26 protein-coding genes are annotated in these 23,713 nt (G+C 73.8%); 8 read left to right on the top strand and 18 right to left on the bottom strand.

Going from position 1 to position 23,713, the window contains the following annotated elements:
• The first annotated feature begins 6 nt into the window (after positions 1–6).
• On the top strand, positions 7–1,011 hold the full coding sequence (locus tag ACXR2U_RS12795; protein ID WP_458825428.1) for an alpha/beta fold hydrolase: 1,005 nt from the start codon (positions 7–9) through the stop codon (positions 1,009–1,011).
• Here ACXR2U_RS12795 and ACXR2U_RS12800 read toward each other — a convergent pair.
• The gene (locus ACXR2U_RS12800; RefSeq protein WP_458825429.1) at positions 903–1,568 is read right to left on the bottom strand and encodes a hypothetical protein; all 666 of its coding nucleotides are present in this window, start codon (positions 1,566–1,568) and stop codon (positions 903–905) included. The genes ACXR2U_RS12795 and ACXR2U_RS12800 overlap by 109 nt on opposite strands.
• 15 nt (positions 1,569–1,583) lie before the next feature.
• Positions 1,584–2,660: a hypothetical protein gene (locus ACXR2U_RS12805; protein ID WP_458825430.1), complete on the bottom strand. Its 1,077-nt coding sequence runs from the start codon at positions 2,658–2,660 to the stop codon at positions 1,584–1,586.
• A gap of 44 nt (positions 2,661–2,704) precedes the next feature.
• Between ACXR2U_RS12805 and ACXR2U_RS12810 the strand changes: the two genes are divergently transcribed.
• Genes ACXR2U_RS12810 through ACXR2U_RS12820 form a run of 3 tightly spaced genes read left to right on the top strand, consistent with a single transcriptional unit; the run spans position 2,705 to position 4,874 of the window.
• On the top strand, positions 2,705–3,466 hold the full coding sequence (locus tag ACXR2U_RS12810; protein WP_458825431.1) for an SDR family NAD(P)-dependent oxidoreductase: 762 nt from the start codon (positions 2,705–2,707) through the stop codon (positions 3,464–3,466).
• Positions 3,467–3,505: 39 nt separating this feature from the next.
• Positions 3,506–3,967: a hypothetical protein gene (locus ACXR2U_RS12815; RefSeq protein WP_458825432.1), complete on the top strand. Its 462-nt coding sequence runs from the start codon at positions 3,506–3,508 to the stop codon at positions 3,965–3,967.
• A gap of 13 nt (positions 3,968–3,980) precedes the next feature.
• Positions 3,981–4,874 carry an HTTM domain-containing protein gene (locus ACXR2U_RS12820; protein ID WP_458825433.1) on the top strand — a complete coding sequence of 298 codons (894 nt, stop codon included), beginning with the start codon at positions 3,981–3,983 and terminating at the stop codon, positions 4,872–4,874.
• On the opposite strand, the gene ACXR2U_RS12825 is transcribed toward ACXR2U_RS12820, so the two are convergent.
• From ACXR2U_RS12825 to ACXR2U_RS12855, 7 genes are all read right to left on the bottom strand, one after another.
• On the bottom strand, positions 4,837–5,472 hold the full coding sequence (locus ACXR2U_RS12825) for a response regulator (RefSeq protein ID WP_458825466.1): 636 nt from the start codon (positions 5,470–5,472) through the stop codon (positions 4,837–4,839). The genes ACXR2U_RS12820 and ACXR2U_RS12825 overlap by 38 nt on opposite strands.
• Before the next feature lie 29 nt (positions 5,473–5,501).
• On the bottom strand, positions 5,502–6,731 hold the full coding sequence (macS, locus tag ACXR2U_RS12830) for a MacS family sensor histidine kinase (protein ID WP_458825434.1): 1,230 nt from the start codon (positions 6,729–6,731) through the stop codon (positions 5,502–5,504).
• A 12-nt stretch (positions 6,732–6,743) separates the two neighbouring features.
• A complete protein-coding gene (locus tag ACXR2U_RS12835; protein ID WP_458825435.1) occupies positions 6,744–7,388 on the bottom strand; it encodes a hypothetical protein in 645 nt (214 codons plus the stop codon).
• A gap of 64 nt (positions 7,389–7,452) precedes the next feature.
• Positions 7,453–8,118, bottom strand: a complete 666-nt coding sequence (locus ACXR2U_RS12840) for a DUF4232 domain-containing protein (protein ID WP_458825436.1) — start codon at positions 8,116–8,118, stop codon at positions 7,453–7,455.
• 66 nt (positions 8,119–8,184) lie between these two features.
• Positions 8,185–8,625 (bottom strand): VOC family protein, encoded by a 441-nt coding sequence (locus ACXR2U_RS12845; protein ID WP_458825437.1) that lies wholly within the window; start codon positions 8,623–8,625, stop codon positions 8,185–8,187.
• 52 nt (positions 8,626–8,677) lie between these two features.
• Positions 8,678–12,292: a DNA polymerase III subunit alpha gene (gene dnaE, locus ACXR2U_RS12850; RefSeq protein ID WP_458825438.1), complete on the bottom strand. Its 3,615-nt coding sequence runs from the start codon at positions 12,290–12,292 to the stop codon at positions 8,678–8,680.
• Between the two features lie 179 nt (positions 12,293–12,471).
• Complete coding sequence (locus ACXR2U_RS12855; protein WP_458825439.1) at positions 12,472–13,101, bottom strand: dienelactone hydrolase family protein; 630 nt, start codon at positions 13,099–13,101, stop codon at positions 12,472–12,474.
• A gap of 153 nt (positions 13,102–13,254) precedes the next feature.
• On the opposite strand from ACXR2U_RS12855, the gene ACXR2U_RS12860 reads away from it, so the two are divergent.
• Entirely contained in the window at positions 13,255–13,764 is a 510-nt protein-coding gene (locus ACXR2U_RS12860) for a hypothetical protein (protein ID WP_458825440.1), read from the top strand.
• 91 nt (positions 13,765–13,855) lie between these two features.
• Here the strand turns inward: ACXR2U_RS12860 and ACXR2U_RS12865 are convergent, their stop codons facing one another.
• Positions 13,856–15,118: a HAMP domain-containing sensor histidine kinase gene (locus ACXR2U_RS12865; RefSeq protein ID WP_458825441.1), complete on the bottom strand. Its 1,263-nt coding sequence runs from the start codon at positions 15,116–15,118 to the stop codon at positions 13,856–13,858.
• Positions 15,115–15,798 (bottom strand): response regulator transcription factor, encoded by a 684-nt coding sequence (locus ACXR2U_RS12870; protein ID WP_458825442.1) that lies wholly within the window; start codon positions 15,796–15,798, stop codon positions 15,115–15,117. Before ACXR2U_RS12870 ends, ACXR2U_RS12865 begins: the two co-directional genes overlap by 4 nt.
• A 103-nt stretch (positions 15,799–15,901) precedes the next feature.
• On the opposite strand from ACXR2U_RS12870, the gene ACXR2U_RS12875 reads away from it, so the two are divergent.
• Positions 15,902–16,648: a hypothetical protein gene (locus tag ACXR2U_RS12875; RefSeq protein ID WP_458825443.1), complete on the top strand. Its 747-nt coding sequence runs from the start codon at positions 15,902–15,904 to the stop codon at positions 16,646–16,648.
• Between the two features lie 15 nt (positions 16,649–16,663).
• Here the strand turns inward: ACXR2U_RS12875 and ACXR2U_RS12880 are convergent, their stop codons facing one another.
• From ACXR2U_RS12880 to ACXR2U_RS12890, 3 genes are read right to left on the bottom strand one after another with little or no spacing between them, the layout of a single operon-like run.
• A complete protein-coding gene (locus ACXR2U_RS12880) occupies positions 16,664–17,185 on the bottom strand; it encodes a universal stress protein (protein WP_458825444.1) in 522 nt (173 codons plus the stop codon).
• Between the two features lie 12 nt (positions 17,186–17,197).
• On the bottom strand, positions 17,198–17,905 hold the full coding sequence (locus ACXR2U_RS12885; RefSeq protein WP_458825445.1) for an FAD-binding oxidoreductase: 708 nt from the start codon (positions 17,903–17,905) through the stop codon (positions 17,198–17,200).
• A complete protein-coding gene (locus tag ACXR2U_RS12890; RefSeq protein ID WP_458825446.1) occupies positions 17,905–18,519 on the bottom strand; it encodes a sulfite oxidase-like oxidoreductase in 615 nt (204 codons plus the stop codon). Before ACXR2U_RS12890 ends, ACXR2U_RS12885 begins: the two co-directional genes overlap by 1 nt.
• A 35-nt stretch (positions 18,520–18,554) precedes the next feature.
• On the opposite strand from ACXR2U_RS12890, the gene ACXR2U_RS12895 reads away from it, so the two are divergent.
• Together ACXR2U_RS12895 and ACXR2U_RS12900 are read left to right on the top strand one after the other, a co-directional pair.
• Entirely contained in the window at positions 18,555–19,772 is a 1,218-nt protein-coding gene (locus tag ACXR2U_RS12895) for an esterase/lipase family protein (protein WP_458825447.1), read from the top strand.
• Positions 19,756–20,115, top strand: coding sequence for a DUF6278 family protein (locus ACXR2U_RS12900; protein WP_458825448.1), 360 nt, complete (start codon positions 19,756–19,758; stop codon positions 20,113–20,115). Before ACXR2U_RS12895 ends, ACXR2U_RS12900 begins: the two co-directional genes overlap by 17 nt.
• Here the strand turns inward: ACXR2U_RS12900 and ACXR2U_RS12905 are convergent.
• The 4 genes from ACXR2U_RS12905 to ACXR2U_RS12920 form a co-directional block, all read right to left on the bottom strand.
• The gene (locus ACXR2U_RS12905; protein ID WP_458825449.1) at positions 20,070–20,579 is read right to left on the bottom strand and encodes a DnaJ family domain-containing protein; all 510 of its coding nucleotides are present in this window, start codon (positions 20,577–20,579) and stop codon (positions 20,070–20,072) included. The genes ACXR2U_RS12900 and ACXR2U_RS12905 overlap by 46 nt on opposite strands.
• Positions 20,576–21,499, bottom strand: a complete 924-nt coding sequence (locus tag ACXR2U_RS12910) for an RluA family pseudouridine synthase (RefSeq protein WP_458825450.1) — start codon at positions 21,497–21,499, stop codon at positions 20,576–20,578. Before ACXR2U_RS12910 ends, ACXR2U_RS12905 begins: the two co-directional genes overlap by 4 nt.
• Positions 21,496–22,179: a signal peptidase II gene (gene lspA, locus ACXR2U_RS12915; RefSeq protein WP_458825451.1), complete on the bottom strand. Its 684-nt coding sequence runs from the start codon at positions 22,177–22,179 to the stop codon at positions 21,496–21,498. Before lspA ends, ACXR2U_RS12910 begins: the two co-directional genes overlap by 4 nt.
• 222 nt (positions 22,180–22,401) lie before the next feature.
• Positions 22,402–23,460, bottom strand: a complete 1,059-nt coding sequence (locus tag ACXR2U_RS12920; RefSeq protein ID WP_458825452.1) for a TraR/DksA family transcriptional regulator — start codon at positions 23,458–23,460, stop codon at positions 22,402–22,404.
• Positions 23,461–23,713 lie beyond the last annotated feature (253 nt).

Consider the following 23,713-nt stretch of genomic DNA (forward strand, 5'->3'; position numbering starts at 1 on the left):
ATCCCGTTGCCGTCCGAGGTCCGCACCGTCGAACTGCTCGGCACGACCATCCGTTACCTGCAGCTCGGCCGGGTCGGCGGTGACCGCCCGGTCCTGTTGCTGCTGCACGGCATCGGCGACAGCAGCCGCACCTGGACCACCGTGCTCGACCGTCTCGCCGCGGTACCGGCGCGGCGGCGACCGGCGGTGATCGCCGTGGACATGCTCGGCCACGGCGGATCGTCGAAGCCGCGCACCGACTACTCCCTCGGCGCCCACGCCAACGTCCTGCGCGACCTGCTCGACCACCTCGGGGTGACCAGCGTCGTCGTGGTCGGGCACTCGCTGGGTGGCGGCATCGCCATGCAGTTCCTGTACCAGTACCCGGACCGGGTCGAGGGTCTGGTGCTGGAGTCACCAGGTGGTCTCGGACCGGACGTCTTCCCACTGTTGCGTGCTGCAACGCTGCCGGGATCGAGCCCGGTCATACGGTTGCTCAGTGCAACGCTCGGCATGCGGGTGCTCGAGGCGGTCGGAGGGGCGGCGTTCAAGGCCGTCGAACTGGCCCGGGTCCCGCTCCCCCGCGACGCCGGCGAGGTCATGCGGATCGTCCGCCCGCTCGTCGACGTCGAGGCGCGCGCGGCGTTCGTGTCGACGCTGCGCTCGGTCGTCGACCCCGCGGGTCAGCGGGTGTCCGCGTTGTCGAAGCTGCTCCTGGCGGGCGATCGCCCGGTCACGCTGGTCTGGGGTGACCGCGACCCGATCATCCCCGTGGCCCACGGCCACAACGCGTCGAAGCTGCTGCCGCAGGCCCGCTTCGAGGTCTTCCAGGGCGCCGGTCACTTCCCGCACAGTGACGACCCGGGCCGTTACGCCGACCTGTTGGTCGACGCCGTCCGGACGGCGCGGGCGGCGCGCCGGACTCAGGCCGGCGGGAACACCGACGCGTCCGGCGCGTCGGGGTCGTCGTCGGGCGGGTCCTCGCCGGTGCCGAGGTCGTCACGGGCCGACACGGTGACCAGCACCCCGTAGATCAACAGGGCGACGATCGCCTCGAGGGCGAGCAGTCCGGTCGCCCGCAGTTCCAGGTGCGGCGTGACGATCGGGCCGCGCTGCCCCTCGAACACCGCGCCGCTCACCCCGCCGCCGAACAGACGTCCGACCAGTGCGGTGAGCACGGCCCCGGCGCCCGCCCCGACGCCCAGGGCGAGCGCCAGCACCGGCCCGCGGACCGCACGCCACAGCCAGCCGCCGACCCCGGCCAGCACGCCGACCGCGGCGGTGAGGACCGCGTACCGGCCGTCGGCCGCGACGAAGTTCTCGGTCTCGTCGGGCAGCAGGGTGTGCGGGCCGAGCGCGAGCGCGATCCCCCGCGACGGGCTCCACCACAGCCACACGAACCCGGCCAGCACGCCGACCACGACCAGCACGCCCACGACCAGCGCCCCCGCCCGCAACTCGCGGCGGGTCACCCAGGGTCTCGCCGGCGGGGCGGCGGGCGGCGGTGGCGCCCACGCGGCGGGCGGCGCCCAGACGTCCGACGGCTCCGGGCCGGGGACCGGCGCGGACGGCGGTGGGGTGACGGTCATCGGGGCCAGTATGTGTCAGCCGCTGCGACCGGCGAGGACCCGTCCTCCCACGACGACCAACCTCGGGGTCCGCCAGGCGAGCGGTTCGACCAGCGGATCGGCCGTCAGCGCGACCAGATCGGCGGGTTCCCCCACGACCAGACGACCGCGGCGGCCGGGGAACACGTCGGCGGCGCCGTCGGTCGCGGCCCGCAACGCGCCCAGCCGCCCGAGCCCGGCGTCGGCGAGCCGGTCCAACTCCCGTGCGTCGATCCCGGGCGCTCCGCCGCCGCCGCCCTGACCCAGGCGGGTGCCGTACCGCAACGGCACACCGGCCCGGACGAGCGTGGCGGCGGTGGCGGCGGCGTCACGCCCGCGCCCCGCCGAGAAGTAGGCCTGCAGGGTCGACGTCACGCGCAGACCGGCGGTGGCGAGGCGTTCGACCAGCGCGTCGGACAACCGCTCGCCGGGGACCCGCAGCAACTCGTCGACGCCCGTGTCGAGCGCCCGCCCGACCAGGTCGGCGGTCACCGCCTCGGCGAGGACCGCGAGTCCGGCCTCGTGGGCCGCCCGGGTGACGCGTGCGGCGGTGTCGGGACCGGTGGTGAGGTCGACGGTGACGGCGCGGACCCCCGCGGCGGCGAGCCGGGACAGCCGGGCGGCGAGCGCGGTGTCGGTGAGCGCGGTCACCGGCACGACGACGGTGTCGGCGCCCACGCCGGTGGTCGGGAAGGCCAGGACCCCACCGGCGTCACGCACACCGGCGAGCCCGGCCGCGTGCCACCGGTCGAGATCGGCGCCCGACCGGAGCCGGACGTGCGCGTCCAGCAGCGCCGGGCCGATCCAGGTCGCCTCGACCAGGCGGGCGTCGGGGGGTGGTGGCGGGGTCCCCGGCCGGTCGAGCACGACGGTCGCCAGCCGGCCGTCGACCCCGATCGTGACCCGGCCGGGCGCCGGGACGTCGTCGGCGCCGCGCCACACCGTGCCGGTGACGACCGTGGCGCGCGGCCGGGTCCGGGCGCGGGGGCCGGGCACGAGGCGGCGCACCACCCGGCCGAGCCACCGGGACGCGACGACGCTCCCGGACTCCACGCCGACCAGCATGCCGAGCACGGCCGGTGTGTGGGGGGACCGACGCGGCGGGCAGGCTGTCGGGCGTGACACGACTCGAGGGCACGGCGGCACTGGTGACCGGTGCGAGCAGCGGGATCGGCGAGGCCACGGCGCTGGCGCTGGCGGCCGAGGGGGCGAAGGTGGCCGTGGTCGCCCGACGCCGCGACCGGCTGGAGGACCTGGCCGGACGGATCGGCGCGGCCGGCGGCGAGGCGTTGGTGGTCGAGGCCGACGTCACCGACGAGGCCGCGGCCCGTGACGCCGTGGCCCGGGCGGTCGACCGGTTCGGCCGGCTCGACACCGTGGTGGCGAACGCCGGCGTGATGCTGCTCGGCCCGATCGAGGACGCGCCGGTCGAGGAGTGGCGGCGGATGGTCGACCTCAACGTGATGGGGTTGCTGTACACCGCCCACGCGGCGCTGCCGCACCTGCTCGAGGCGGCCGGGCAGGCCCCGCGCGAGGTCGCCGACCTGGTGCTGGTCAGCAGCGTCGCCGGCCGCGTCCCGCGCCAGAACAGCGGCGTCTACAACCTCACCAAGCACGGCATCGGGGCGTTCGCCGAGTCCATGCGCCAGGAGTTCACCCAGCGTCACCTGCGGGTGTCGTTGGTCGAGCCCGGCGCGGTGGCCACCGAGCTCACCGACCACCTGCGCCCCGAGATGCAGGAGGTCTCCCGCAAGCGCTTCGCCGAGATGGAACGTCTCGAGGCCGAGGACATCGCCGACGCCGTCAGCTGGATCGTCACCCGCGGGCGTCGGGTGGCCGTCAACGAGGTGCTGATCCGCCCCACCGACCAGAAGCAGTAACCGCACCGCGGCGGCCGCGGCGTGCCAGACTCGCCCGCGATGACCGGCACCCGCACCGAGGAGCCGACACCCGCCGAGCGTGGGCTGTCGCGCCGCTCGCGGGTGTCCCGCCTGGTCGCCGCGGGCGCGGTGCTGGCCCTGCTGACCACCGGCACGCTGGTGGGGCAGGACCACGACTTCCCGTTCGGTCCGTTCCGGATGTACGCCACCCGCGACGACCCGGACGGCGCGGTGATCCAGGCCGTCGTCCTCGCCCGGACGGCCGACGGCCGCACCGTCGACGTCACCGACACCGCGGGCGCGCCGCGACGGGCCGAACTCGAGGGGCGGCTGTCGACCTTCGAGCACGACCCGGCGTCGTTCGCCCCGCTCGGCCCGGCCTACGTCCACGCCGCGCGGGGCGTCGTCGAGGTCACCCTGGTGCGGCGGGAGTTCCGCCTGCACGACGGCCGGCGCGCGGCGACCGTCGACGTGCGGCTCGCGACCTGGCAGGCCCCGTGAGCGGGGAGGCGACGTGACCTCGCCAGCGGCCGCGGTGGCGCGGTGGTGGTTCGACCCCGTGCCGCTGGGACGCATCGCCGCGTTCCGCGTGCTCGTCTACCTGTTCGTGCCGGTCGACGTCGCCCTCGGTCAGTCCTGGGTGCGCGGTCACGTCGCGCAGGGGTCCGAGCTGTACCAACCGCTGCGGGTGTCGCAGCTGCTGCACCTGCCCACCCCGACCACGGCGTCGGTCACCGTCGTCCTGGTCGCGCTGCTGGTGTCGGCGCTGGTCGCGGCGACCGGGCGCCTGCCCCGCACGTCCGGGACGGCCGTCGCCGTGCTCTACCTGCTCTGGATGCTCGTGGCGATGAGCTACGGCAAGGTCGACCACGACCGGGTCGCCTACCTGGTCTGCCTCGCCGTCCTGCCGACCGTGGGGCGGGCCCGCTCCGGCGACGCCACCCGCTCGGCCGCCGCCGGCTGGGCGTTGCGGTCGGTGCAGGTGGCGGTCGTGCTGACCTACTTCTTCTCGTCGTGGGCGAAGCTGCGGTTCGGTGGCTGGAACTGGGCCACCGGCGCGATCCTCGAACGGGCGCTGCTGCGGCGTTCCACCCCGCTCTCGGGGTGGTTGATCGACCACACGACGTTGCTGCAGGCGATGCAGTGGGCGATGATCACCGCCGAGTTCTGCTCGCCGCTGCTGCTCCTGCTGGCCCGCACCGACCGGGCGCGGATAGTCGTCGCCGTGCTGCTGTGGGGGTTCCACATCTCGGTCTTCGCCGGCGTGACGATCATCTTCCTGCCCCACTGCATCGCGATCGCGTCGTTCGTGCCGATGGAGCGGGTCGCTCCGGCGGTGCGACGGGCCGCGGGCCGGGTGGGGGGGTCGCTCAGTCGGCGATCCCCTGCTCGATCGCCCAGCGGGTGAGCTCCACCCGGTTGTGCAACTGCAGCTTGGTCAAGGTGTTCTGGGTGTGGTTCTGCACCGTGCGCACCGACAACACCAACCGGTCCGCGATCTGCCGCGCGGTCATCCCGCTGGCGGTGTACTTGAGGATCTCGGTCTCGCGCTCGGTCAGCACCGGGGTGTCCTCGGCCGGCGCGGCGCGCTTCGGGTCGGCCAGGCGGCGGTACTCCCCCAGCACCAGGGCGGCGAGCCCGGGTGAGAAGACCGCCTGGCCGGCGGCCGTGCGGGCGACCGCGTCGAGCAGTTCCGCGCGGGCGGCCGACTTCACCAGGTAGCCGCGGGCGCCCGCCGTCACGGCCGCGAGCACGTCGGCGTCCTCTCCGGACGAGGAGAACATCAGCACCCGCACCGACGGGTCGGCGGCGACGATCGCCCCGGCCGCCTCCACCCCGCTGGTCGTGGGCAGCTGCAGGTCCATGAGGACGACGTCGGGTCGCACCGCCGGCGTGACCCGGATCGCGGCGTCGCCGTCACCCACCGTGGCGACGACGTCGTAGCCCGCGGCCGCGAGGTCGGCCGCGACGGCCTCACGCCAGATCGGGTGGTCGTCGACGACCATGACGCGGACGGGCGGGGTGGCGGCGTCGGTCACGGGGACGATCCTGCCCGCTCCCGCGGCACGTGCAGCGTCACCTCGACGCCCTGGCCGGGTGCGGTGCAGAGCTCGACCCGACCACCCAACGCCTCGATCCGGCCGCGGACCGAACCCGCCACGCCGATCCGCCCGCCGGTGGCGGCCTCCGCCAGCCGGGCGGGGGTGGTGCCGACACCGTCGTCGCGCACGCTGACCGTGAGGTCCGCCGCGTCGTCGTCGACGAACACCCAGGCTCTCGCCGCCTCGCCCGCGTGCCGCGCGACGTTGTCCAACGCGGCGGCGACGGCCGCGACGACGTCGTCGACCACCTCGGCCGGGAGGACCACGGGCGTGGCCGGCCCGCTCACGGTGACCGTGGTGCCGGCCAGCGGTCTCAACCTGGACAGCAGGTCCGTGCCGACCCCGGTGGTGGGGGCGGGGCCGGAGGTCAGCAGCGAGCGCATGGCGATCTCCTGCCGGCCGGCGAGTTCGGCGAGCTCGGCCCGGTCGGCGTCGGGCACGGGTTCGCGCAGTCGTCGTTGCAGCAGGGCGAGGGTCTGCAGGGCGCCGTCGTGGATGTCGCGGGCGAGCCGTTCGCGTTCGGCGACCTGCGCCTCGGCGGCGGCGGCGGCGACCAGCCGGTCCTGCCCGCGTTCGGCGACGCTCGCGGCGTAGCCGGTGGCCGCCCCGGCGAGGACCAGGATCGCGCCGTTGGCGAGGGTGCCGTCGCCGAGCGAGTCGTTGCCGCCGGTGCCGTGGGCGAACACCGACGCGAGGAACTGGACGACCGCCGCGACGACTCCCCAGGCGACGCCGCCGACGACCGCCGCCTCCAGCAACGGCCCGGCCGCCCAGACGGTCGTGACGGTCGGCAGGTTGCCCGGCCCGTAGTCCGAGGACCGTTGGACCAGCACGGTCGCCAGGGTGAGCGCGGCGGTCACGACGGCGTCGAGGGTGACGACCGCCGCCTGGATCCGCCGCGGGCGGTGGGGCAGTCCGGTGAGCACCAGGGCCACGAGGACGGCGGTGACGGCCGCGGCCAGGACGAGCACGGCCACGCCGGTGCCCTGGTGCTCGAGGCGGTCGCGTTGCCGCACGTGCACGATCACCAGGTAGGCGAGCGCGGCGAGCCGGAACGCGGCGGCGGCGCGCCACAGCGAGACGCGGACGTCGGGCGCGCCCGCGGTGGGAGTGCGGCCCGGCGGCACCGAGCCGGCCGATCCGGTGCCGGCCGCCCTCGTCACGGGGTCAGGCTGTCACACGGGGGTGGTCTCGACCCGTTCCAGCAGCAGCACGACGCGGTCGACCCGGTCGGCCGGGACCACGCGGTCGACGTCGAACTCGCGCATCTTCGCCGTGGTCTCGGAGCGGCGGCGCCCGCCGAGGCGGCGGGCGAAGGCGAACGCGGCGAGGGGGTGGGCGGGCAGGCCGAGGCGACGCAGCTCGCGCCGGACGTCGGGGCGGGTCTCACCGACCAGCCGGTCGAGCTCGTGCCGGACCGGCGCCAGCGCGGGCCCCCCGGACAGCCGTGACCACAGCGCGCGGGCGAGGCGCCAGCCGCCGAACCAGCCCAGGGCGACCAGGGCGCACAGCACCGTCAGCACGACCGGCGCGCTGAGCACGGCCAGCACGACGGTGAGGACGGCGAACAGCACCGCCACCCCGAGCAGGGCGCGCACCGCGCCGTCGCCGATGGTGCGGGCGACGAGGTAGCGGGCGAGCGCCCACCGGCTGGCGGCATCGCCCCGCCGGAACTCGCCGACCTCACCGGTGAAGACCGTGGCGCGGGGCCGCTCGCCCCCGGTCCCGCCGGCCCGACCGTCGCCCTCGCCCAGCGTGACGCGGGCGGGCAGCACCTCCACGATGCGCGGGTCGGGTGTTCCGGACACGGGCGAGCTCATGAGCCCACGCTAGGCACGTCGGCTGTGCGACGGCTGGGCTCGTGCTGTGGCAGGACGGGAACGGTCACAGGCCCCCGGTCGTCCCGCGCACGAAGGCCCGCACTCCCACGCCCCCGCTGCAGGCGGGCAGGCCCACGACGAGCCGGGTCGAGTCGGTGTTGTCGGGCAACGTGAACAGGATCGCCGGCGCGGTCGGACACTCCGGGATCCCCGGCGCCATCGAGGCCCCCGACAGCAGGGCGCTGATCTGCTGACCGGGTTGCACGACCAGGGTGCTCGCGCCGCTCGCGGTCTCCCGCTGGGCCTGCGCGATCTGCTTGCCGGAGGCGTCGAGCGCGGCCACGCCCGGGAAGCCGGTGGTCACGCACGGCTGGTGCGAGGCGTTCGTGGCGATGATCGGGACGTAGAACGTGCCCGCCGCTCCCCCGCCCTGACCGACCCGGAACGTCATCACGGTCGGGGTGCACAGGCCCGGTCCGGACCCGGAGTGGGAGGTCCCGGTCGAGGTGCCGGTCGAGGTGCCGGTCGAGGTGCCGGTGGACCCGCCCGATGCCGTGGTCGTGACGGTGCTGGTCGGTGGCGAGTCGGTCGCGGTCACCGTGTCGGTCACGGTGGCCGACGGGCTCGAGGTGGGGCCGGCGTCACCGTCGGACCCGCTGGTGCACCCGGCCAGCAGCACCACGGCCGCCACCGCCGCGGCCGCGCTCACCACGATCCTCGGCTTCGTCACGGGGAGTTCCGTACCCAGGGGCCGATCGCAGGACGCGAAGGTCGGGTTCGGATCGGGTCAGGACCCTCAGCCCACGCAGAACTCGTGACCCTCGGGATCGGTCATCGTCACCCAGTAGGTCTGCCACTCGTCGGCCCGGGTCCGGCGCACCACCGCGCCGCCGAGCTCCTCGAGCCGGGCGACCCGCTCCTCGACCAGGGCGGCACGGGCGTCCTGGTCCAGGCGGTCGTCGCGGCCGGTCACGTAGGCGTCGACGTGCAGCTGGGTCGGCCCGGCGCCTCCCGCGGGCTCGCTGCGCCGTTGGAACCACACCGGCGGGCGCAGTCCCTCGGGATCGAAGATGCGGTCGGTGAACCGGTCCGCACCCTCGAGCCGGCCGCGGTAGTGACGGTTCCAGGTGGTGTCGGGCTCGACCGGTGGGACGTCGGTGTAGTCCAGGGCGACCGCCCAGAACGCGGCGAGACGTTCCGGGTCGTCGGCGTGGACCGTCAGCTGCCAGAAGGCCATGGCGGCACGCTAGGGCGGGCCACCGACAACGACCGGCGGTTCGACGGACCGGTCAGGCGACGTTGCTGGCGCCGAGCAGGTGCTTGAGGTCGCTGATGAGCGCCGGTGACCGGGTGACGCGCAGTCGGTCGTCGAGGTTGAACAGCCGTTCGCGGTCACCGTTGACCAGCGTCAGCATCACCTCGGTGGTGCCGGGGTGGCTGCCGAGCACCGACTTCAACTGCTCGACGCGCGGTTCGGTGCACAACTGCGTCGGGAGTTTGATCTTGACCGGGCCGCGGTCGTCCTTGGCCGAGAGGTCGGGGACGCTGACCTCGCTCACGATGAGTTTCACGGTGTCGTCACGGTGGTCGGTGCGGGCGCGGATCACCACGATCGCGTCCTCGGCCAGCAGCATGCTCACTTCGGCGTAGGCCTGCGGAAAGACCAGCAGCTCCACCGCGCCGGAGAGGTCCTCGAGGGTGCACTGCGCCCACGGCGCCCCGGCCTTCGTCGTGCGGCGGTTGACGCCGGACAGGATGCCCGCGACCGTCACGAACTCCCCACGCCGGTCGACCCGGCCACCCGCCTCGGCGGCGGCGAGCTCAGGGTCGTCCGCTGCACTCTGCAACGAGGCGATCGTGGTGTCGGACGCGGCGGCCAGGACGTGCTCGACGCCGAACAGCGGGTGGTCGGAGACGTAGAGCCCGAGCATCTCGCGCTCGAAGGTCAGCAGGACCGTCTTGTCCCACTCGCCGTCGGGGATCGCCACGGTGAAGGCGTCGTCGATCGCCGGCTCGCCCGCCGCGGCGTCGTCACCACCGAACCCAGCGAACAGGTCGAACTGCCCGATCGCCTCGGCCTTCTTGGTGTCGAGGACGGCGTCGATCGACTGCTCGTAGACCTTGATGAGACCGAACCGCGGGTGACCCATCGAGTCGTAGGCCCCGGCCTTGATGAGCGCCTCGACGACCCGCTTGTTGCAGGCGACGGCGTCGACCTTGCGCAGGTAGTCCGGGAAGTCGACGAAGGCGCCCTTGGCCTCGCGTGTGGCGATGATCGAGGCCACGACGTTGGCGCCGACGTTGCGGATCGCGGACAGCCCGAACCGGATGTCCGCCCCGACGGAGGTGAACTCGGCCTGCGAGGAGTTGACGTCGGGCGGGAGCACGGTGATGCCCATGCGCCGGCACTCGGCCAGGTAGATCGCGGACTTGTCCTTGTCGTCCTTGGTCGAGGTGAGCAGCGCGGCCATGTACTCGGCCGGGTAGTTCGCCTTGAGGTAGGCGGTCCAGTACGACACGACGCCGTACGCCGCCGAGTGCGCCTTGTTGAACGCGTAGTCGGAGAACGGCAGCAGGGTGTCCCAGAGCTTGGTGATCGCTGCGGTGGAGAAACCGCGCTCGCGCATGCCGTTCTCGAAGGTCTCGCGCTGGGCGTCGAGTTCCTTCTTCTTCTTCTTGCCCATCGCCCGCCGCAGCAGGTCCGCAGCACCGAGGGAGTAGCCCGCGACCTTCTGGGCCACGGCCATGACCTGCTCCTGGTACACGATCAGGCCGTAGGTCTCACCGAGGATCTCCGCGAGCGGCTCGGCCAGTTCGGGGTGCAGCGCCTCGACCGGCTTGCGGCCGTTCTTGCGGTCGGCGTACTCGTTGTGCGAGTTCATGCCCATCGGACCGGGGCGGTAGAGCGCGCCGACCGCCGAGATGTCCTCGAACTTGTCCGGGCGCATCGACCGCAGCAGGGCCCGCATCGGCCCACCGTCGAGCTGGAACACGCCGAGGGTGTCGCCGCGGGCGAGCAGGGCGTAGGTGTTGGGGTCGTCCAGTTCGAGGTCCTCGAGGACGACCTTCTCGCCGCGGTTGGCCTCGATGTTGCGCAGGGCGTCGTCGAGGACGGTGAGGTTGCGCAGGCCGAGGAAGTCCATCTTGAGCAGGCCGAGCGCTTCGCAGGTCGGGTAGTCGAACTGCGTGATGATCGCGCCGTCCTGCTCCCGCTTCATGATCGGGATGACGTCGGTCAGCGGGGCGCTGGACATGATGACGGCGCAGGCGTGGACGCCCCACTGCCGCTTGAGGCCCTCGAGGTCCTTCGCGGTGTCGACGACCTTCTTGACCTCGGGGTCCTGCTCGTACAGCGAGCGGAACTCGCCACCCTCGTTGTAGCGGTCGTGGGTGGAGTCGAAGACCTTGGCGAGCGGGACGTCCTTGCCCATCACCGGCGGGGGCATGACCTTGGTGATGCGGTCGCCCATGGCGAAGGGGTAGCCGAGCACGCGGGACGCGTCCTTGACGGCCTGCTTGGCCTTGATGGTGCCGTAGGTGACGACCTGCGAGACGCGGTCGGCGCCGTACTTGTCGCTGACGTACGCCATGACCTCGCCGCGGCGACGCTCGTCGAAGTCGACGTCGAAGTCGGGCATGGACACGCGGTCGGGGTTGAGGAACCGCTCGAAGATCAGCCCGTGCCGCAACGGGTCGAGGTCGGTGATGCCCATGGCGTAGGCGACGATCGAGCCCGCACCCGAGCCACGTCCGGGACCCACCCGGATGCCGTGCTCCTTGGCCCACTGGATGAAGTCCGCGACGACGAGGAAGTAACCCGGGAACCCCATCGAGGTGATGACGCCGACCTCGTACTCGGCCTGCTTGCGCGAGGCCTCGGGCACGCCCGCCGGGTAGCGGGTGAGCATGCCCCGCTCGACCTCCTTGACGAACCAGGAGGTCTCACTCTCACCGTCGGGCACCGGGAAGCGCGGCATGTAGGTGCCGTTGCCCTCGGTGAAGCTGACGTCGCACCGCTCGGCGATGAGCAGCGTGTTGTCGCACGCCTCGCGCAGGTCGTACTTGTCGGCCCACAGCGAGCGCATCTCGGCCGGGCTCTTGAGGTAGAAGTCGCGGGCGTCGAACCGGAAGCGGTTCGGGTCCGCCATGGTCTTGCCGCTCTGCACGCAGAGCAGGACCTCGTGGGCGTCGGCGTCGGAGGCCTTGGTGTAGTGCAGGTCGTTGGTGGCGACCATCGGCAGCCCGAGGTCACGGCCGAGGCGCAGCAGGTCCTCGCGGACGCGGGTCTCGATGCCCAGGCCGTGGTCCATGAGCTCGAGGAAGAAGTTCCCCGCCCCGAAGATGTCGCGGAACTCGGCCGCGCTCTCCAACGCCTTCTGGTAGTTGCCGATGCGCAACCAGGTCTGGATCTCCCCCGACGGGCAGCCGGTGGTGGCGATGAGGCCCGAGGCGTACTCCGAGAGCAGCTCCCGGTCGGCGCGGGGCTTGTAGAAGAAGCCCTCGAGCGACGAGCGCGACGCCAACCGGAACAGGTTGTGCATGCCCTGGTTGTTCTCGGCCAGCAGCGTCATGTGGGTGAACGCGCCACCGCCGGAGACGTCGTCCTCCCCGCCGTTCGCCCACCGCACGCGGGTGCGTTCGTAGCGTGAGGTGTTCGGGGTGAGGTAGGCCTCCATGCCGATGATCGGCTTCACGCCCGCCGCCGTGGCCTGCCGCCAGACGTCGTAGGCGCCGAACACGTTGCCGTGATCGGTCATGGCGATCGCCGGCATGCCCATCCGCGCGGTCTCGCCCATGAGCTCGCCCACCCGGGCCGCACCGTCGAGCATCGAGTACTCGGTGTGGACGTGCAGGTGGACGAACGAGTCGTCCGCGCCGCTGGGTGAGGGGGTCGAACTGGTCACGGGAGTCGTGCGGTCCTCTGCTGTCGGAGATCTGGGATGTGGGCGGTCGGGGTTCGGTGGCTGTCGGCGGGGGGCGGAGTGGTCGATTCTGCACCCTCGCGAGGTGGCCTTCGGCGTGTCGCGCGGACGTGGCGTGGCGTGTCGCTGGACCTCGGGTGGAGGTCGAGGCACGGGCCGGGTCAGACGACGTCGTCGAGCGCCTCCAACCCGTCCGGCCCGAGCCGTTCGAGGAACCCCAGCACCCGTTCCCACTGCAGGTCGGAGGCCTCGGGCTCGTACTCGGCCGGGAGCGACGCGTCGGTGAACAGGTGACCGGAACCCTCGTACCAGTGGCTCTCCACCACCCCACCCGCCGCCTCGACCTCGGCGGTGAACGCCTCGACCCGCCCCTCGCGCAGGAAGGGATCGTGGCGTGCGTAGTGGGTCTGGACCGGGACCCCGACGGGCCAGCGCAGGCCCGGCTCGAGATCGGTCAGGTCGGCCAGGGGGACGACGCCGGAGAACAGCAGCGCCGCGGCGACCGGGCGGTGGGTGGCGACCCACTCGGCCATGGCGCCGCCGTTGGAGAAGCCGGCCACCACGAGGGAGTCCGGGCGGTCCGCCACCGCCGCCAGCGCCGCCGCCGTCAGCGCCGGGTAGCCCCGCTCCCCCTCGGCGTACGCCTTCGCCTGGTCGTAGTCGTCGAACACCCGACCGTCGTACTGGTCGACGACCGTGACGTCGTGCCCGGCGTCGCGGAGCAGGTCGGCCGCCGCGCGCACGCCGTCGCGCACGCCGAGCACGGAGTGGAAGAGCGCGATCTCAGCCATGCGAAGAGTCGACCACGGACCTCTGACAGTTCCTCCCGCACGCCTTAGCGCAACGTTGGGATCGCGGCGAGGCGGGCTTGGCGTCGGCCGACGGAGGGTTGACCACGTCGCCGACCGGCGGCACGCACGTCACACCGCTTCCGGAGGTCCACCGTGAACGTCACCATCCGCGCCCTCGCCGTCCCCGTCACCGCCGCCGGCCTGCTGCTCGGCGCCGGTGCCGCCGCCGCCATCTCGGTGGCGGCGTCCGACCCGGCCGACGCCGCGCCCGCCACACGCATCAGCGCGACCACGTCGTCGTCACCCACCGGGTCACCCTCGACCACCGGCACCGACGACCGGGGCGGTCAGCGCGGCGGCCACGGCGCGGACGACTCCCCCACGGCGCTGCCGTCCTCGGCGAGCCCCACCGGGTCCCCGACGTCGTCGTCGCCCACGGCCTCGCCGACCGCGACCGGCACCGACGACCGCGGCCGCCGCCACGGTGGCCACGGCGCCGACGACGGCCCGACCCACGACGGGAACGACGACCACGCCGACGACCGGGGCGGCGACCGGGGCGGCGACCGGGGCGGGAACAGCGGGCGCGGCGGGCACGACGACGGCCCCGGCCACGACGCGGGCGACGACTCGCACGGCGGCGGCCACGGCAGCGACGACTGACCCTGCTCGACCCCCGCACCGCCACGGGTGCCGGACCGCTGCACCAGGCGGGCGGGCGACACCCGGGTGCCGAGACCGCGGCGGGCGGGCGTCAGGCGGGCGCGAGGGTGAGGACGACCTCGAGCCCGCCTGTCGGGCGACGGCGCAGGGTGAGCCCACCCCCGGCGTTCTCCGCGGTGCGGCGGGCGATCGAGAGCCCGAGACCGGTCGAGCCGCCGCCGGACTCCCCCCGCGTGAGGACGTCGGCCGAGGCGAGGCCGGGGCCGTCGTCACCCACCACCACCTCGACCGCGTCGCCCACCTCCCGCACGTCGACCCCGAACGCCGTGCCCGGCGCGGTGTGGGCGAAGACGTTGCCGAGCAGTGCGTCCAGCGTCGACCCGAGTTCGGGGGCGGCCACCCGGACGAACACCGGGGCGTCCGGCAGGTCCGAGCTCACCGCCCGGTCCTCCTCGCGGGCGAGCACCGACCAGAACGTCAACCGGGTGCGGACCACCTCGACGGCGTCGGCGCGGGGATCCTCGCCGAGGTCCTCGAGCACCGGGCGGCGGGCCTCGCGGATGACGGCGTCGACGGCGCGGTCGAGGTCGTCGACGGCCCCCTGGATCCGCACCCGTTCGGTGTCGTCGGCGAGCGACCCGGCCTCCAACCGCAGCGCGGTGACCGGGGTGCGCAGGGTGTGCGAGAGGTCGGCCGCGGCCTCGCGCTCGGCCGCGAGCAGGTCGGTGATGCGTCGGGCCAGCCGGTTGAGCGCCACGCCGACGTCGTGCACCTCGCGCGGACCGGCGGGGTCGACGCGCGCGGCGAGGTCACCGCCCTCCAACTCCCCCGCGACGCCCGCCAGTTCCACCACCGGCCGGGCGATCCCGCGGGCGATGCGGTCGGCCACCAGCAGCGCGGCGGCGAACAGCAGCACCCCGAGCACGCCGAGCACGACCCAGATCCGGACCACGCCCTGCGTGAGCTCGGCGGTCGGCGCGAGGACGAACACCGTGCGCACCACGCCCTGGACGGTCACGGGCTGGACGAACAACGTGCCCTCGTCGACGTGCAGGACGGCGTTGGTCGTCCGCGGGACCGAGAGGCGCCCCCCGGTCGGGTCGGCGCCCGCGACCACCCGCGCGTCCTCCACGACCCACGCCGCGAAGCCGTCGCCCGCCACCCGGTCGACGGCGTCGGCGATCCCGGCGTCGTCGACGGCGACGAGCGGCACCAGTCCCTGCAGCGCGGTCTGCGCCCGCGTCTCGCCGTTGGCGCGGGCGACCTGCATGACCAGGACGGCCGCCGGCACGAGGAACGCGAGCAGCACCACCGAGGTCGTCGCCGCGACCAGTGCGGTGATGCGGCGCCTCATCGGGGTTCGGCCACGCGCACACCGACCCCGCGCACGCTCTGCACGTAGCGCGGTTCCCCGGCCGTCTCGCCGAGTTTGGCGCGCAGCCACGACAGGTGGACGTCGACGGTCTTGTCGGCGCCGCCGTAGGGCAGCCGCCACACCTCGGCCAGCAGTTCCCGCTTGCTGACGACCGTTCCCGCCCGGGCGGCGAGGTAGGCCAGCAGGTCGAACTCCTTCGGACTGAGCTCGACCTCGCGGCCGTCGACCGTGACCCGGCGGGTGCGCGGGTCGACGGTCAGCCCGCCGACGACGTGGGCCGCCTGCGCCTGCTCCGCCGGCGCCGCCCGACGCAGCACCGCGGTGATGCGGGCGTTGAGCTGGTCGGCGTCGAAGGGTTTCACGACGTAGTCGTCGGCCCCCGCCTCCAGCACCGCGACGATCGTCGACCCCTCGTCGCGGGCGGTGGCCACGATGACCGGCACCCGGCTGACGGCCCGCAGCATGCGCAGCATCTCGGCGCCGTCGAGGTCGGGCAGGCCCAGGTCGAGCACGACGAGGTCGGGTTTGAGCTCGACGGCCTGCTGCAGCCCGGACAACGCGGTCTCGGCGGCCGACACCGAGTGGCCGCGGTCGCCGAGCGCGCGCACCAACCCGGTCCGGATGCGGGGGTCGTCCTCGACGACGAGCAGGTGCGGCACGCTGGCACGGTAACGGCGCGGGCGGTCCCTCCGCACCGCGGTCACGACCGACTTGTGCTCGCCTTAGCGTGACGTTGGGAGTCGGTGGCCCATCCTGGATCCCGTGACCCTCCTGCCTCCGCGTCCGCTGCGCTACGCCCTGGCCTGGGTGGGTGCCGTCGGCGTCGCCGTCGCGGTCGGCCTGCTGGCACTCTCCCTGCTCGGCGACGGCATCGGCCCGTCACTGGCCGCCGGCGCCACCACCTCGGCCACGCCGACGGCGACGTCGACGACCGCGGCACCAGCGGGTCCGTCGCAGCGGTACGTCACGGTCGGCGGTGCCGTCCTCGGCACCTGTGCCGGACCGTACGAGGAGCCCTCGGTCAGCGCGATCCAGGCCGACGGCTGGGAGGTCGGGAGCTCGCACCACGGCACCGAGGTCGAGTTCGAGCGTGGCGACCAGAAGATCGAGATCGTTGTCACCTGCAACAGTGTTGGCCGGCCGGTGTTCACGCTGGGCTCGGACGACCGGTCCGGTTCGGACGCGCCCACCTCGCCCCGCCCCACGTCGTCGTCCGGCTCCGGAGGCGACGACCACGGGGGCGGTTCGGGCGGCCACGGCGCGGACGACGGTTCGGTGGCGCCGAGCGCGACCACCTCGAGCGGGGGTGGCGACGACTCGGGCGGCTCGCGCGGGGGTTCCGGCGGATCGACGTCGCCCAGCACCTCGACCAGCACGTCGGGTGGCGGTTCGGGCGGCAGCGGTGGCTCCGGCGGGGGTTCCGGGGGCGGTGGCTCGGACGACTCCGGCAGCTCCGGTGGGTCCGGCGGTTCGGGCGGCGGCCACGGCGGCGGCTCGGACGACGACTGAGCGTCGCCCGCACGGCTACGGGACGACGGTCACCGGCCACTGCGCCGCGCGCACCAGGTGCACCGCGAGCGAGCCCACCAGGCGGTGACCCGCCTGCATCGACGCCCCGACCACGACGGCGTCGGCGCGCCGTTCGGTCGCCACGGACACGATCTCCTTGAACGGGTTGCCGTTGCGCTCGACGAACTCGATGTCCAACTGCTCGAACGGGATCTTCTGGGCGTCGGCGATCGTCTGCTTGATGCTCGCCACGACGTCCTGCTGCGCCTCCTGCAACGCCGGGATCACCGACGGCGCCGCGGCGCTCAGACCACCGATGGTGTGGACGTAGACACAGACCAGCAGGCCGTTCAGACGCCTCGCCATCCCGGCCGCGTACGCCCCGGCGTGCCCGGCAGTCTCCGAGCCGTCGACCCCCACCACGATGACGGCCCGCCGGGGTACGCCCGGCGCGTTGGTGTCGCGCTCACCTAGCGGCGCGGTGAGGTCCTCGGGGCGCAGGTGGTCCCACGCACTGTCCCCGGCGATGTCGGTCATGGACGCTCCCGTTCAGCCGGTCGGGCCGAACCGTTCGATCTTGACGTCGCGCGCCGCGACGCCGAGCCCCAGCAGCAACCCGCTCACGGTCTCGGCGAACACGGCCGAGCCGCAGACGAACACCGCCAGGTCCGGGCGCAGCAGGGGCTCGAGGTCGGCGCCGCTCAACCGGCCGGCGGGCCGCCCCGGACGGTCGGTGCGTGACCAGGTCATCGTGGCGCCGGACGCCGCGAGTTCGTCGGCGTAGAGCAGGTCGTCGGGGGTGCGGGCCGCGACGACGACCTCGAGGCGGTCGTCGGGGACGGACGGGTCCGCCGCGGCGAACCGGGACATCGACACGAACGGCACGACGCCGGACCCGCCGCCGATGCCGAGGGCCGGACGTGAGCCGTCCCAGACGAAGTAGCCGCCGATCGGTCCGCGGACCTCGAGGGTGTCGCCCGGCTCGACGCCTTCGGCGAGGAAGCCGGACACCTCACCGTCGGGCAGCACGTCGATCCCGAGTTCGACGTAGGGCTCGGACGGCGCGGAGGCGATCGAGTACGACCGTTGGGCGACGTAGCCGTCGTCGGCGGTCAGCCGGATCACGTAGTGCTGGCCGGGCAGGTGGTCGGTGCGGTCGGGGACCTCGAAGCGGACGGACACCCCGTGGGCGCCGTTGGGGCGCACCTCGGTGACGGTCGCGAAGGTCCAGGCGGTGGCCGTGCTCGGGCTCGCCATCAGTCGCCCTGGTAGCGCTGTTCCTGCCACGGGTCGCCCCGGTCGTGGTAGCCGTTGCGTTCCCAGAAGCCCTGCTCGTCGTGGTCCATGAGCGTCAACCGGGTCACCCACTTCGCGCTCTTCCAGAAGTACAGGTGCGGCACCAGCAGTCGGACCGGGCCGCCGTGCTCGGGCGCGAGCGGGCGGCCGTCGAACTCCCACACGATCCAGGCCTTGCCGCCGCGGATGTCGTCGAGCGGGAGGTTGGTGGTGTAGCCGGTGTGCGAGCCCGCCATGACGAACGCGGCGTCGGCGCGCGGCCCGGCGGCCTCGAGCAGCGTGTCGACCGACACGCCCCGGAAGCGGGTGTCGAACTTCGACCAGGTGGTGACGCAGTGGATGGCGCCGCTGTACTCGGACTCGGGCAGCCCATGGGCCTGCGCCCAGGTCCAGGTCATGGGGGTGTCGACCAGGCCGTCGACCTTGATCGACCACGATTCCGGCGCGATCTTCGGGGTGATCTCGGCGGTGAGGACGGGCCAGTCGGCCCCGACGTCGTACTGCCCCGGGGGTAACGCGTGATCGGGGTCACGCTGGCGACGACGTCCGACGAATCCGCGAGTGGGCCGCACCATTCCCCGATTGTGCCCCCTCCGCCTACCGTGCGGGTATGCGCCCGGTCGAAGTGTTCGACGCCGGCCGGTTGACCGGCCGCACCCTGGCCGACGTCGGCCGGATCGCCCGTGGTGTCCACCGGGCCACCTCCGACCGGGTCTTCGACGCGCTCGGACCGGTCGCCGCGCCCGTCCGGGTCCTGCACGACGGCATCAGCGCCGTCGCGTACGGCGCGACCTCGGTGGGACTCACGGCCGTCCCCGCCCTCGCCGGCGTGGTCGGCGCCGGCGTGCAGGCCGCCCGCGGCGGCGGGACGCCCGCGTACGACTCCCCCGGCGGCCGGTTCACCCTCAGTGCCGTCAGCGGCATCCTCGGGGACACGATCGAGCAGGACCACCGCTCCCTCGCGCCGCCGCTCGCGCTCCGCACCGAGGACGGCCCGCTGCGCCGCGACCCCGCCGCGCTCGGACCGGACCTCACTGCTGCCACCGGGCGCGTCGTGGTCTTCGTCCACGGCCTGTGCGAGAGCGACATGAGTTGGCGCATGGGCGCGGCCAAGCAGTGGGACGACCCCTCGACCACGTACGGCTCGCTGTTGGCGGGCGTGGGCTGGACGCCGCTGTACCTCACCTACAACACCGGCCGGCACGTCTCCGACAACGGTCGTGACATCGCCGACCTGTTCGAGTCCGTCGTGACCGGGTGGCCGGTGCCGGTCACCGAGATCGCGCTGGTCGGGCACTCCATGGGCGGGCTGGTGCTGCGCAGCGCCGTCGCCCAGGCGAGCGGGCAGGCGTGGCTGGAATCGCTGCGCCACATGGTGTTCCTCGGTTCGCCGCACCTCGGTGCCCCGCTCGAACGGACCGTGCACCGGGCCTCGACGGCCCTGGCCCGCACGCCGCAGACCGCCCCGTTCGCGGACTTCCTGCGGCGGCGCAGCGTCGGGGTGAAGGACCTGCGTCACGGTGCGCTGGTCGCGGCCGACTGGGAAGGGGTCGACCTCGACGCCGACCTGCCCGACCGTTGCACCGTCGTCCCGTTCCCCGACGACGTCGCCGTGCACGCCCTCGGGGTCACGCTCGCCGCGCGACCGGACTCGGCGTTCGGTCGGCTCGCCGGCGACCTGCTGGTGACGTTCGACAGCGCGGGCTCGCGCGGGCACGCCACCCGCCGGTTGCCGTCCGACGACACCCTGCACTTCGGCGGCCTGCACCACTTCCACCTGCTGAACCACCCGTGGGTGTACGACGCGCTCCGTGCCTGGCTCCGCTGACCGGCTGCGCGACGCGGCCCGCGCCGACGGACTGGTCCTGCGCGACGACGCGATGTCGCTGGCCGAACTCGACGGGTTGCTCTCGGCCTGGCGCTACGACGACGTCGACCGGCCGTGGCTGGTGTCGGAGGTCGGGTCCTACCTCGCCGCCGTCCTGCTGACCGACGTCCCGACGGCGTCCGCGGGCGACGGCGACACCGTGCTGCTCGGCAACGGCGACCTCGTGGACTGCGCGGCTGTCGCCGCCGAGCGGGTGGCGCGCCCGAACGCCGACCTACGCGGCGTGGTCCGCGACGTTCACGCCCGGCCGACCCGGAAGAAACGGTGGTGGCGGCGGGGCTGAGGAGCCGGGGTCTCGGCCCTCCGGCGGGCGCGGTCGGCCTCGTAGGCCGCGCGCAGTTCGGCACGGTCCTCGCGCCAGCGGGCGACGGTGGACTCGACGTCCTGGCTCATGACCGTCAGCGGCGGGCCCTCCTGCGGACGGCGGTGGGCCTCCCGGATGCGCTGGTTGAGGTCCTCGACGTGAGCGCGGACCTTCGGCTCCGACGGCTCGGCGGCGAGGGTCGAGCGCAGGTCCTGCACCTCCTTGCGCAGCCGCAGCGACGGCGGCAGCAGGATCGAGGCGTCGACGTTCTCGCGCTTGAGCATGCCGGCGATCCACTCGAGTTCGTTCTGGGGCCGGTCGATGTTCGGCAGCGGCTTGCCCTTGCCGGGCAGGTTGTCGAACGACCCCCGAGCCTCGGCCTCGCGGACCTGTTGGTCGACCCAGCTGCGGTAGCTCAGCCCGGGCGGCTTGCGGCGCGTCATGAGCTCTCCTCCCGGAGCACGTCCAAGGCGTGTTGCAGGTCGTCCGGGAGCGGCGCGGTGAACTCGACCCACTCACCCGTGGTGGGGTGGGTGAAGCCGAGCGTTGCCGCGTGCAGCCACTGCCGGGTCAGGCCGAGGTGGCGGGCGAGGACCGGGTCGGCGCCGTAGGTGAGGTCGCCGACGCACGGGTGCCGCATCGCCGACATGTGCACCCGGATCTGGTGGGTGCGGCCGGTCTCGAGGTGGATGTCGAGCAGCGTGGCCCCGCGGAACGCCTCGGCGGTGTCGTAGTGGGTCACGCTCGGGCGCCCGCCCTCGACCACCGCGAACTTGTAGTCGGAGTTCGGGTGCCGGTCGATCGGGGCGTCGATGGTGCCGCTCGACGGGTCCGGGTGGCCCTGCACGACGGCCTGGTACCGCTTGTCGACGGTGCGCTCGCGGAAGGCCTGCTTGAGCACCGAGTAGGCGATCTCGCTCTTGGCGACGACCATCGCGCCGGTCGTGCCGACGTCGAGGCGGTGGACGATGCCCTGCCGTTCCTCGGCTCCGGACGTCGACACCCGGTGGCCGGCGGCCGCGAGCGCACCGACGACCGTGGGCCCGGTCCAGCCCGGGCTGGGGTGCGCGGCCACGCCGACCGGCTTGGCCACCACGACGACGTCGTCGTCCTCGAACACGATGGCCATGCCCGGCACGGGTTCGGGTGGGGGCGGCGGGGCGGGGGCGTCGATCGTGACCTCGAGCAACGATCCGGGCAGGACCCGGTCGGACTTGGAGCCGGTGGTGCCGTCGACGGCGACGTCGCCGCGGTCGATCATGGCGCCCGCCGCCGTGCGGGAGTAGCCGAGCAGCCGGGACACCGCGACGTCGAGACGCAGGCCGGCGAGTCCCTCGGGGACGGGCAGCAGCCGGGTGCTCACGTCGAGGACTTCGGCTTCTTCTCCGCGCGGCGGCCGTCGAGGCCGATGCCGCGGATGGCCAGCACGACGATGAAGGCGGCGCCGACGCACACCGCGGAGTCGGCGAGGTTGAAGATCGGGTACCGCTCGCCGTTCGGCCCGAACACGCTGATCCAGTCGACGACGTGCCCCTTCCCCGGCGACGGCGCGCGCAGCAACCGGTCGACCAGGTTGCCCAGCGCGCCCCCCAGGACGAGCCCGAGGCCGATCGCCCACCCGCGCGAACGCAGCCGCCGAGCGGTCACGAGGATGACGGCCACGATGACGACGGCCAGGCCGGTGATCACGACGGTGAACCCCGTGCCCTGGCTGAACGCGGCGCCGGGGTTGCGGGCCAACTGGACGTAGAGCGCGCCGCCGAGCAGGCGCACCGGTGCGCGGTCGGACAGTTGGGCGACCGCGAGGACCTTGCTCACGATGTCGAGGGCCAGCGCGACGGCGGCCACGACGCCGAACAGGGCCAGGCGCCGCGGCCGGAGGGTCGGTCGCGAGCCGGTCACGGGTCCGTCGGCCAGGGACCGGTCGGTCGCGGACGGGTCGGGCGCGGACGGGTCGGTCGCGGACGGGTCGGTCGCGGACGGGTCGGTCGCGGGGGTGGCAACGTCGCCGGTCCCGGCGTCCGTGGTCTCGCGGTCGGTCACGTGTCCAGTGTCCCGCACGCGCCGGGCGCCCACCCGCGGGCGAGCACCCTCGACCTGAACTCGAGGGTCACGGATGAGGTCAGCGGTCCACCTCCACCTGCGCCGATACGAGGTTGCACCGACAGAACGGAGCAACCTCGTATCGGGTCGAGCGGACCATCGGGAGAGGGCCTGGCGCCTGACCCTCGAGTCGAGCTTCAGGGATGCGCGGCGTAACCGCGGTCAGCGGCGCTCCTGCAGCTGCTTGCAGGCGACGTCGAGGGTCGAGGTCGGGTGGAACCGCAGCCGCTCCTTAGGGATGGGCTTGCCGCAGTTCTCGCAGAAGCCGTAGGTGCCGGCGTCGATGCGCTCGATGGCGTGGTCGACCTGCTCGATGAGGTCGAGGCGGTTCGCCGTGATCGACAGTTCCTGCTCGCGCTCGAAGGTCCGGGCGCCGGCGTCGGCCTGGTCGTCGCCCGCGTGGTCCGCGCCCTGGCGGGCCAGCGTGTCGAGTTCCTCGACGGTGTGGTCGTAGTCGTCCTGCATCTCCGCGCGCTGGGCGACCAGGGTGGCCCGGATCTCCGCCAGTTCGGCCGCGGACCACGGCGACGGCCGCTTCGCGGGCGCAGTGGGCGCAGTAGGCGCGGTGTTGGACGCCGGAGCCGCTGCCGTCTCGGTCGGCGCCGCCGCCTGCGTGGCGGGAGTCGCTGCCTCCTCGGCCGGGGCTGCCTTCTTCGCCGGAGCCGACTTCTCGGCCGGGGCTGCCGCCTTCTCGGCCGGGGCCCCCTTCTTCGCGGGAGCCGCCTTCTTGGCCGGGGCTGCCGCCTTCTCCGCGGGAACAGCCGCCTTCTTCGCCGGGGCAGCCTTCTTCGCCGGGGCCGCCTTCTTCGCCGGGGCAGCCTTCTTCACGGGAGGAGCCTTCTTCGCCGGGGCCGCCTTCTTCGCCGGGGCCGCCTTCTTCGCCGGGGCCGCCTTCTTCGCCGGGGCCGCCTTCTTCACGGGAGGAGCCTTCTTGGCCGGAGCTGCCGCCTTCTTGGCCGGAGCCGCCGCCTTCTTGGCCGGAGCCGCCGCCTTCTTCGCGGGAGCCGCCTTCTTCGCGGGAGCCGCCGGCTTCTCGGCTGGGGCCGCGGCCTTCTTGACCGGAGCCGCCTTCTTCGCGGGGGCCGCCGTCTTCTTCGCCGGAGCAGCGTTCTTCGCGGCAGCCGTCGTGCCGGCCGAGGAACCGGAGGCTTCCGAGGTGCGTCCGACCCGCTTCCCGACAGCTCGGAGCGCCCTGCCGACACCGCGCGGCACCGCTGCCATCCCAGACCCCTGCCGTCGAGCCCGACCACGCAGTCGGACGCACCGTGTGGCGCGCCCCGGCCGGAGCCGCGACGCGCCACGTGTTGGGCGGGGAGGATACGTGCCCGGTCGCCGCCCCTCCACGCGGCCCGCCGACCGGCCCACTGATCGGGGTCGACGGCGACGCCGGAACGGGAGTGCACCACCCGGATAGACTGGCGGGGCGACGACGAGGACAGCGGGCGTCGCGGACCCAGCACGAGCGACCCGGGGG

This window comes from Jatrophihabitans sp. YIM 134969 (genome assembly GCF_054456675.1).

Bases quoted from the DNA above. Each gene is read 5' to 3' on its own strand.
- ACXR2U_RS12920 (WP_458825452.1), bottom strand. From the start codon at position 23,460: ATGGCAGCGGTGCCGCGCGGTGTCGGCAGGGCGCTCCGAGCTGTCGGG.
- ACXR2U_RS12895 (WP_458825447.1), top strand. From the start codon at position 18,555: ATGCGCCCGGTCGAAGTGTTCGACGCCGGCCGGTTGACCGGCCGCACC.
- ACXR2U_RS12835 (WP_458825435.1), bottom strand. From the start codon at position 7,388: ATGAGCTCGCCCGTGTCCGGAACACCCGACCCGCGCATCGTGGAGGTG.
- ACXR2U_RS12855 (WP_458825439.1), bottom strand. From the start codon at position 13,101: ATGGCTGAGATCGCGCTCTTCCACTCCGTGCTCGGCGTGCGCGACGGC.
- ACXR2U_RS12880 (WP_458825444.1), bottom strand. From the start codon at position 17,185: ATGACCGACATCGCCGGGGACAGTGCGTGGGACCACCTGCGCCCCGAG.
- ACXR2U_RS12885 (WP_458825445.1), bottom strand. From the start codon at position 17,905: ATGGCGAGCCCGAGCACGGCCACCGCCTGGACCTTCGCGACCGTCACC.
- ACXR2U_RS12905 (WP_458825449.1), bottom strand. From the start codon at position 20,579: ATGACGCGCCGCAAGCCGCCCGGGCTGAGCTACCGCAGCTGGGTCGAC.
- ACXR2U_RS12865 (WP_458825441.1), bottom strand. From the start codon at position 15,118: ATGAGGCGCCGCATCACCGCACTGGTCGCGGCGACGACCTCGGTGGTG.
- ACXR2U_RS12800 (WP_458825429.1), bottom strand. From the start codon at position 1,568: ATGACCGTCACCCCACCGCCGTCCGCGCCGGTCCCCGGCCCGGAGCCG.
- ACXR2U_RS12845 (WP_458825437.1), bottom strand. From the start codon at position 8,625: ATGGCCTTCTGGCAGCTGACGGTCCACGCCGACGACCCGGAACGTCTC.
- ACXR2U_RS12815 (WP_458825432.1), top strand. From the start codon at position 3,506: ATGACCGGCACCCGCACCGAGGAGCCGACACCCGCCGAGCGTGGGCTG.
- ACXR2U_RS12890 (WP_458825446.1), bottom strand. From the start codon at position 18,519: ATGGTGCGGCCCACTCGCGGATTCGTCGGACGTCGTCGCCAGCGTGAC.
- ACXR2U_RS12825 (WP_458825466.1), bottom strand. From the start codon at position 5,472: ATGGTCGTCGACGACCACCCGATCTGGCGTGAGGCCGTCGCGGCCGAC.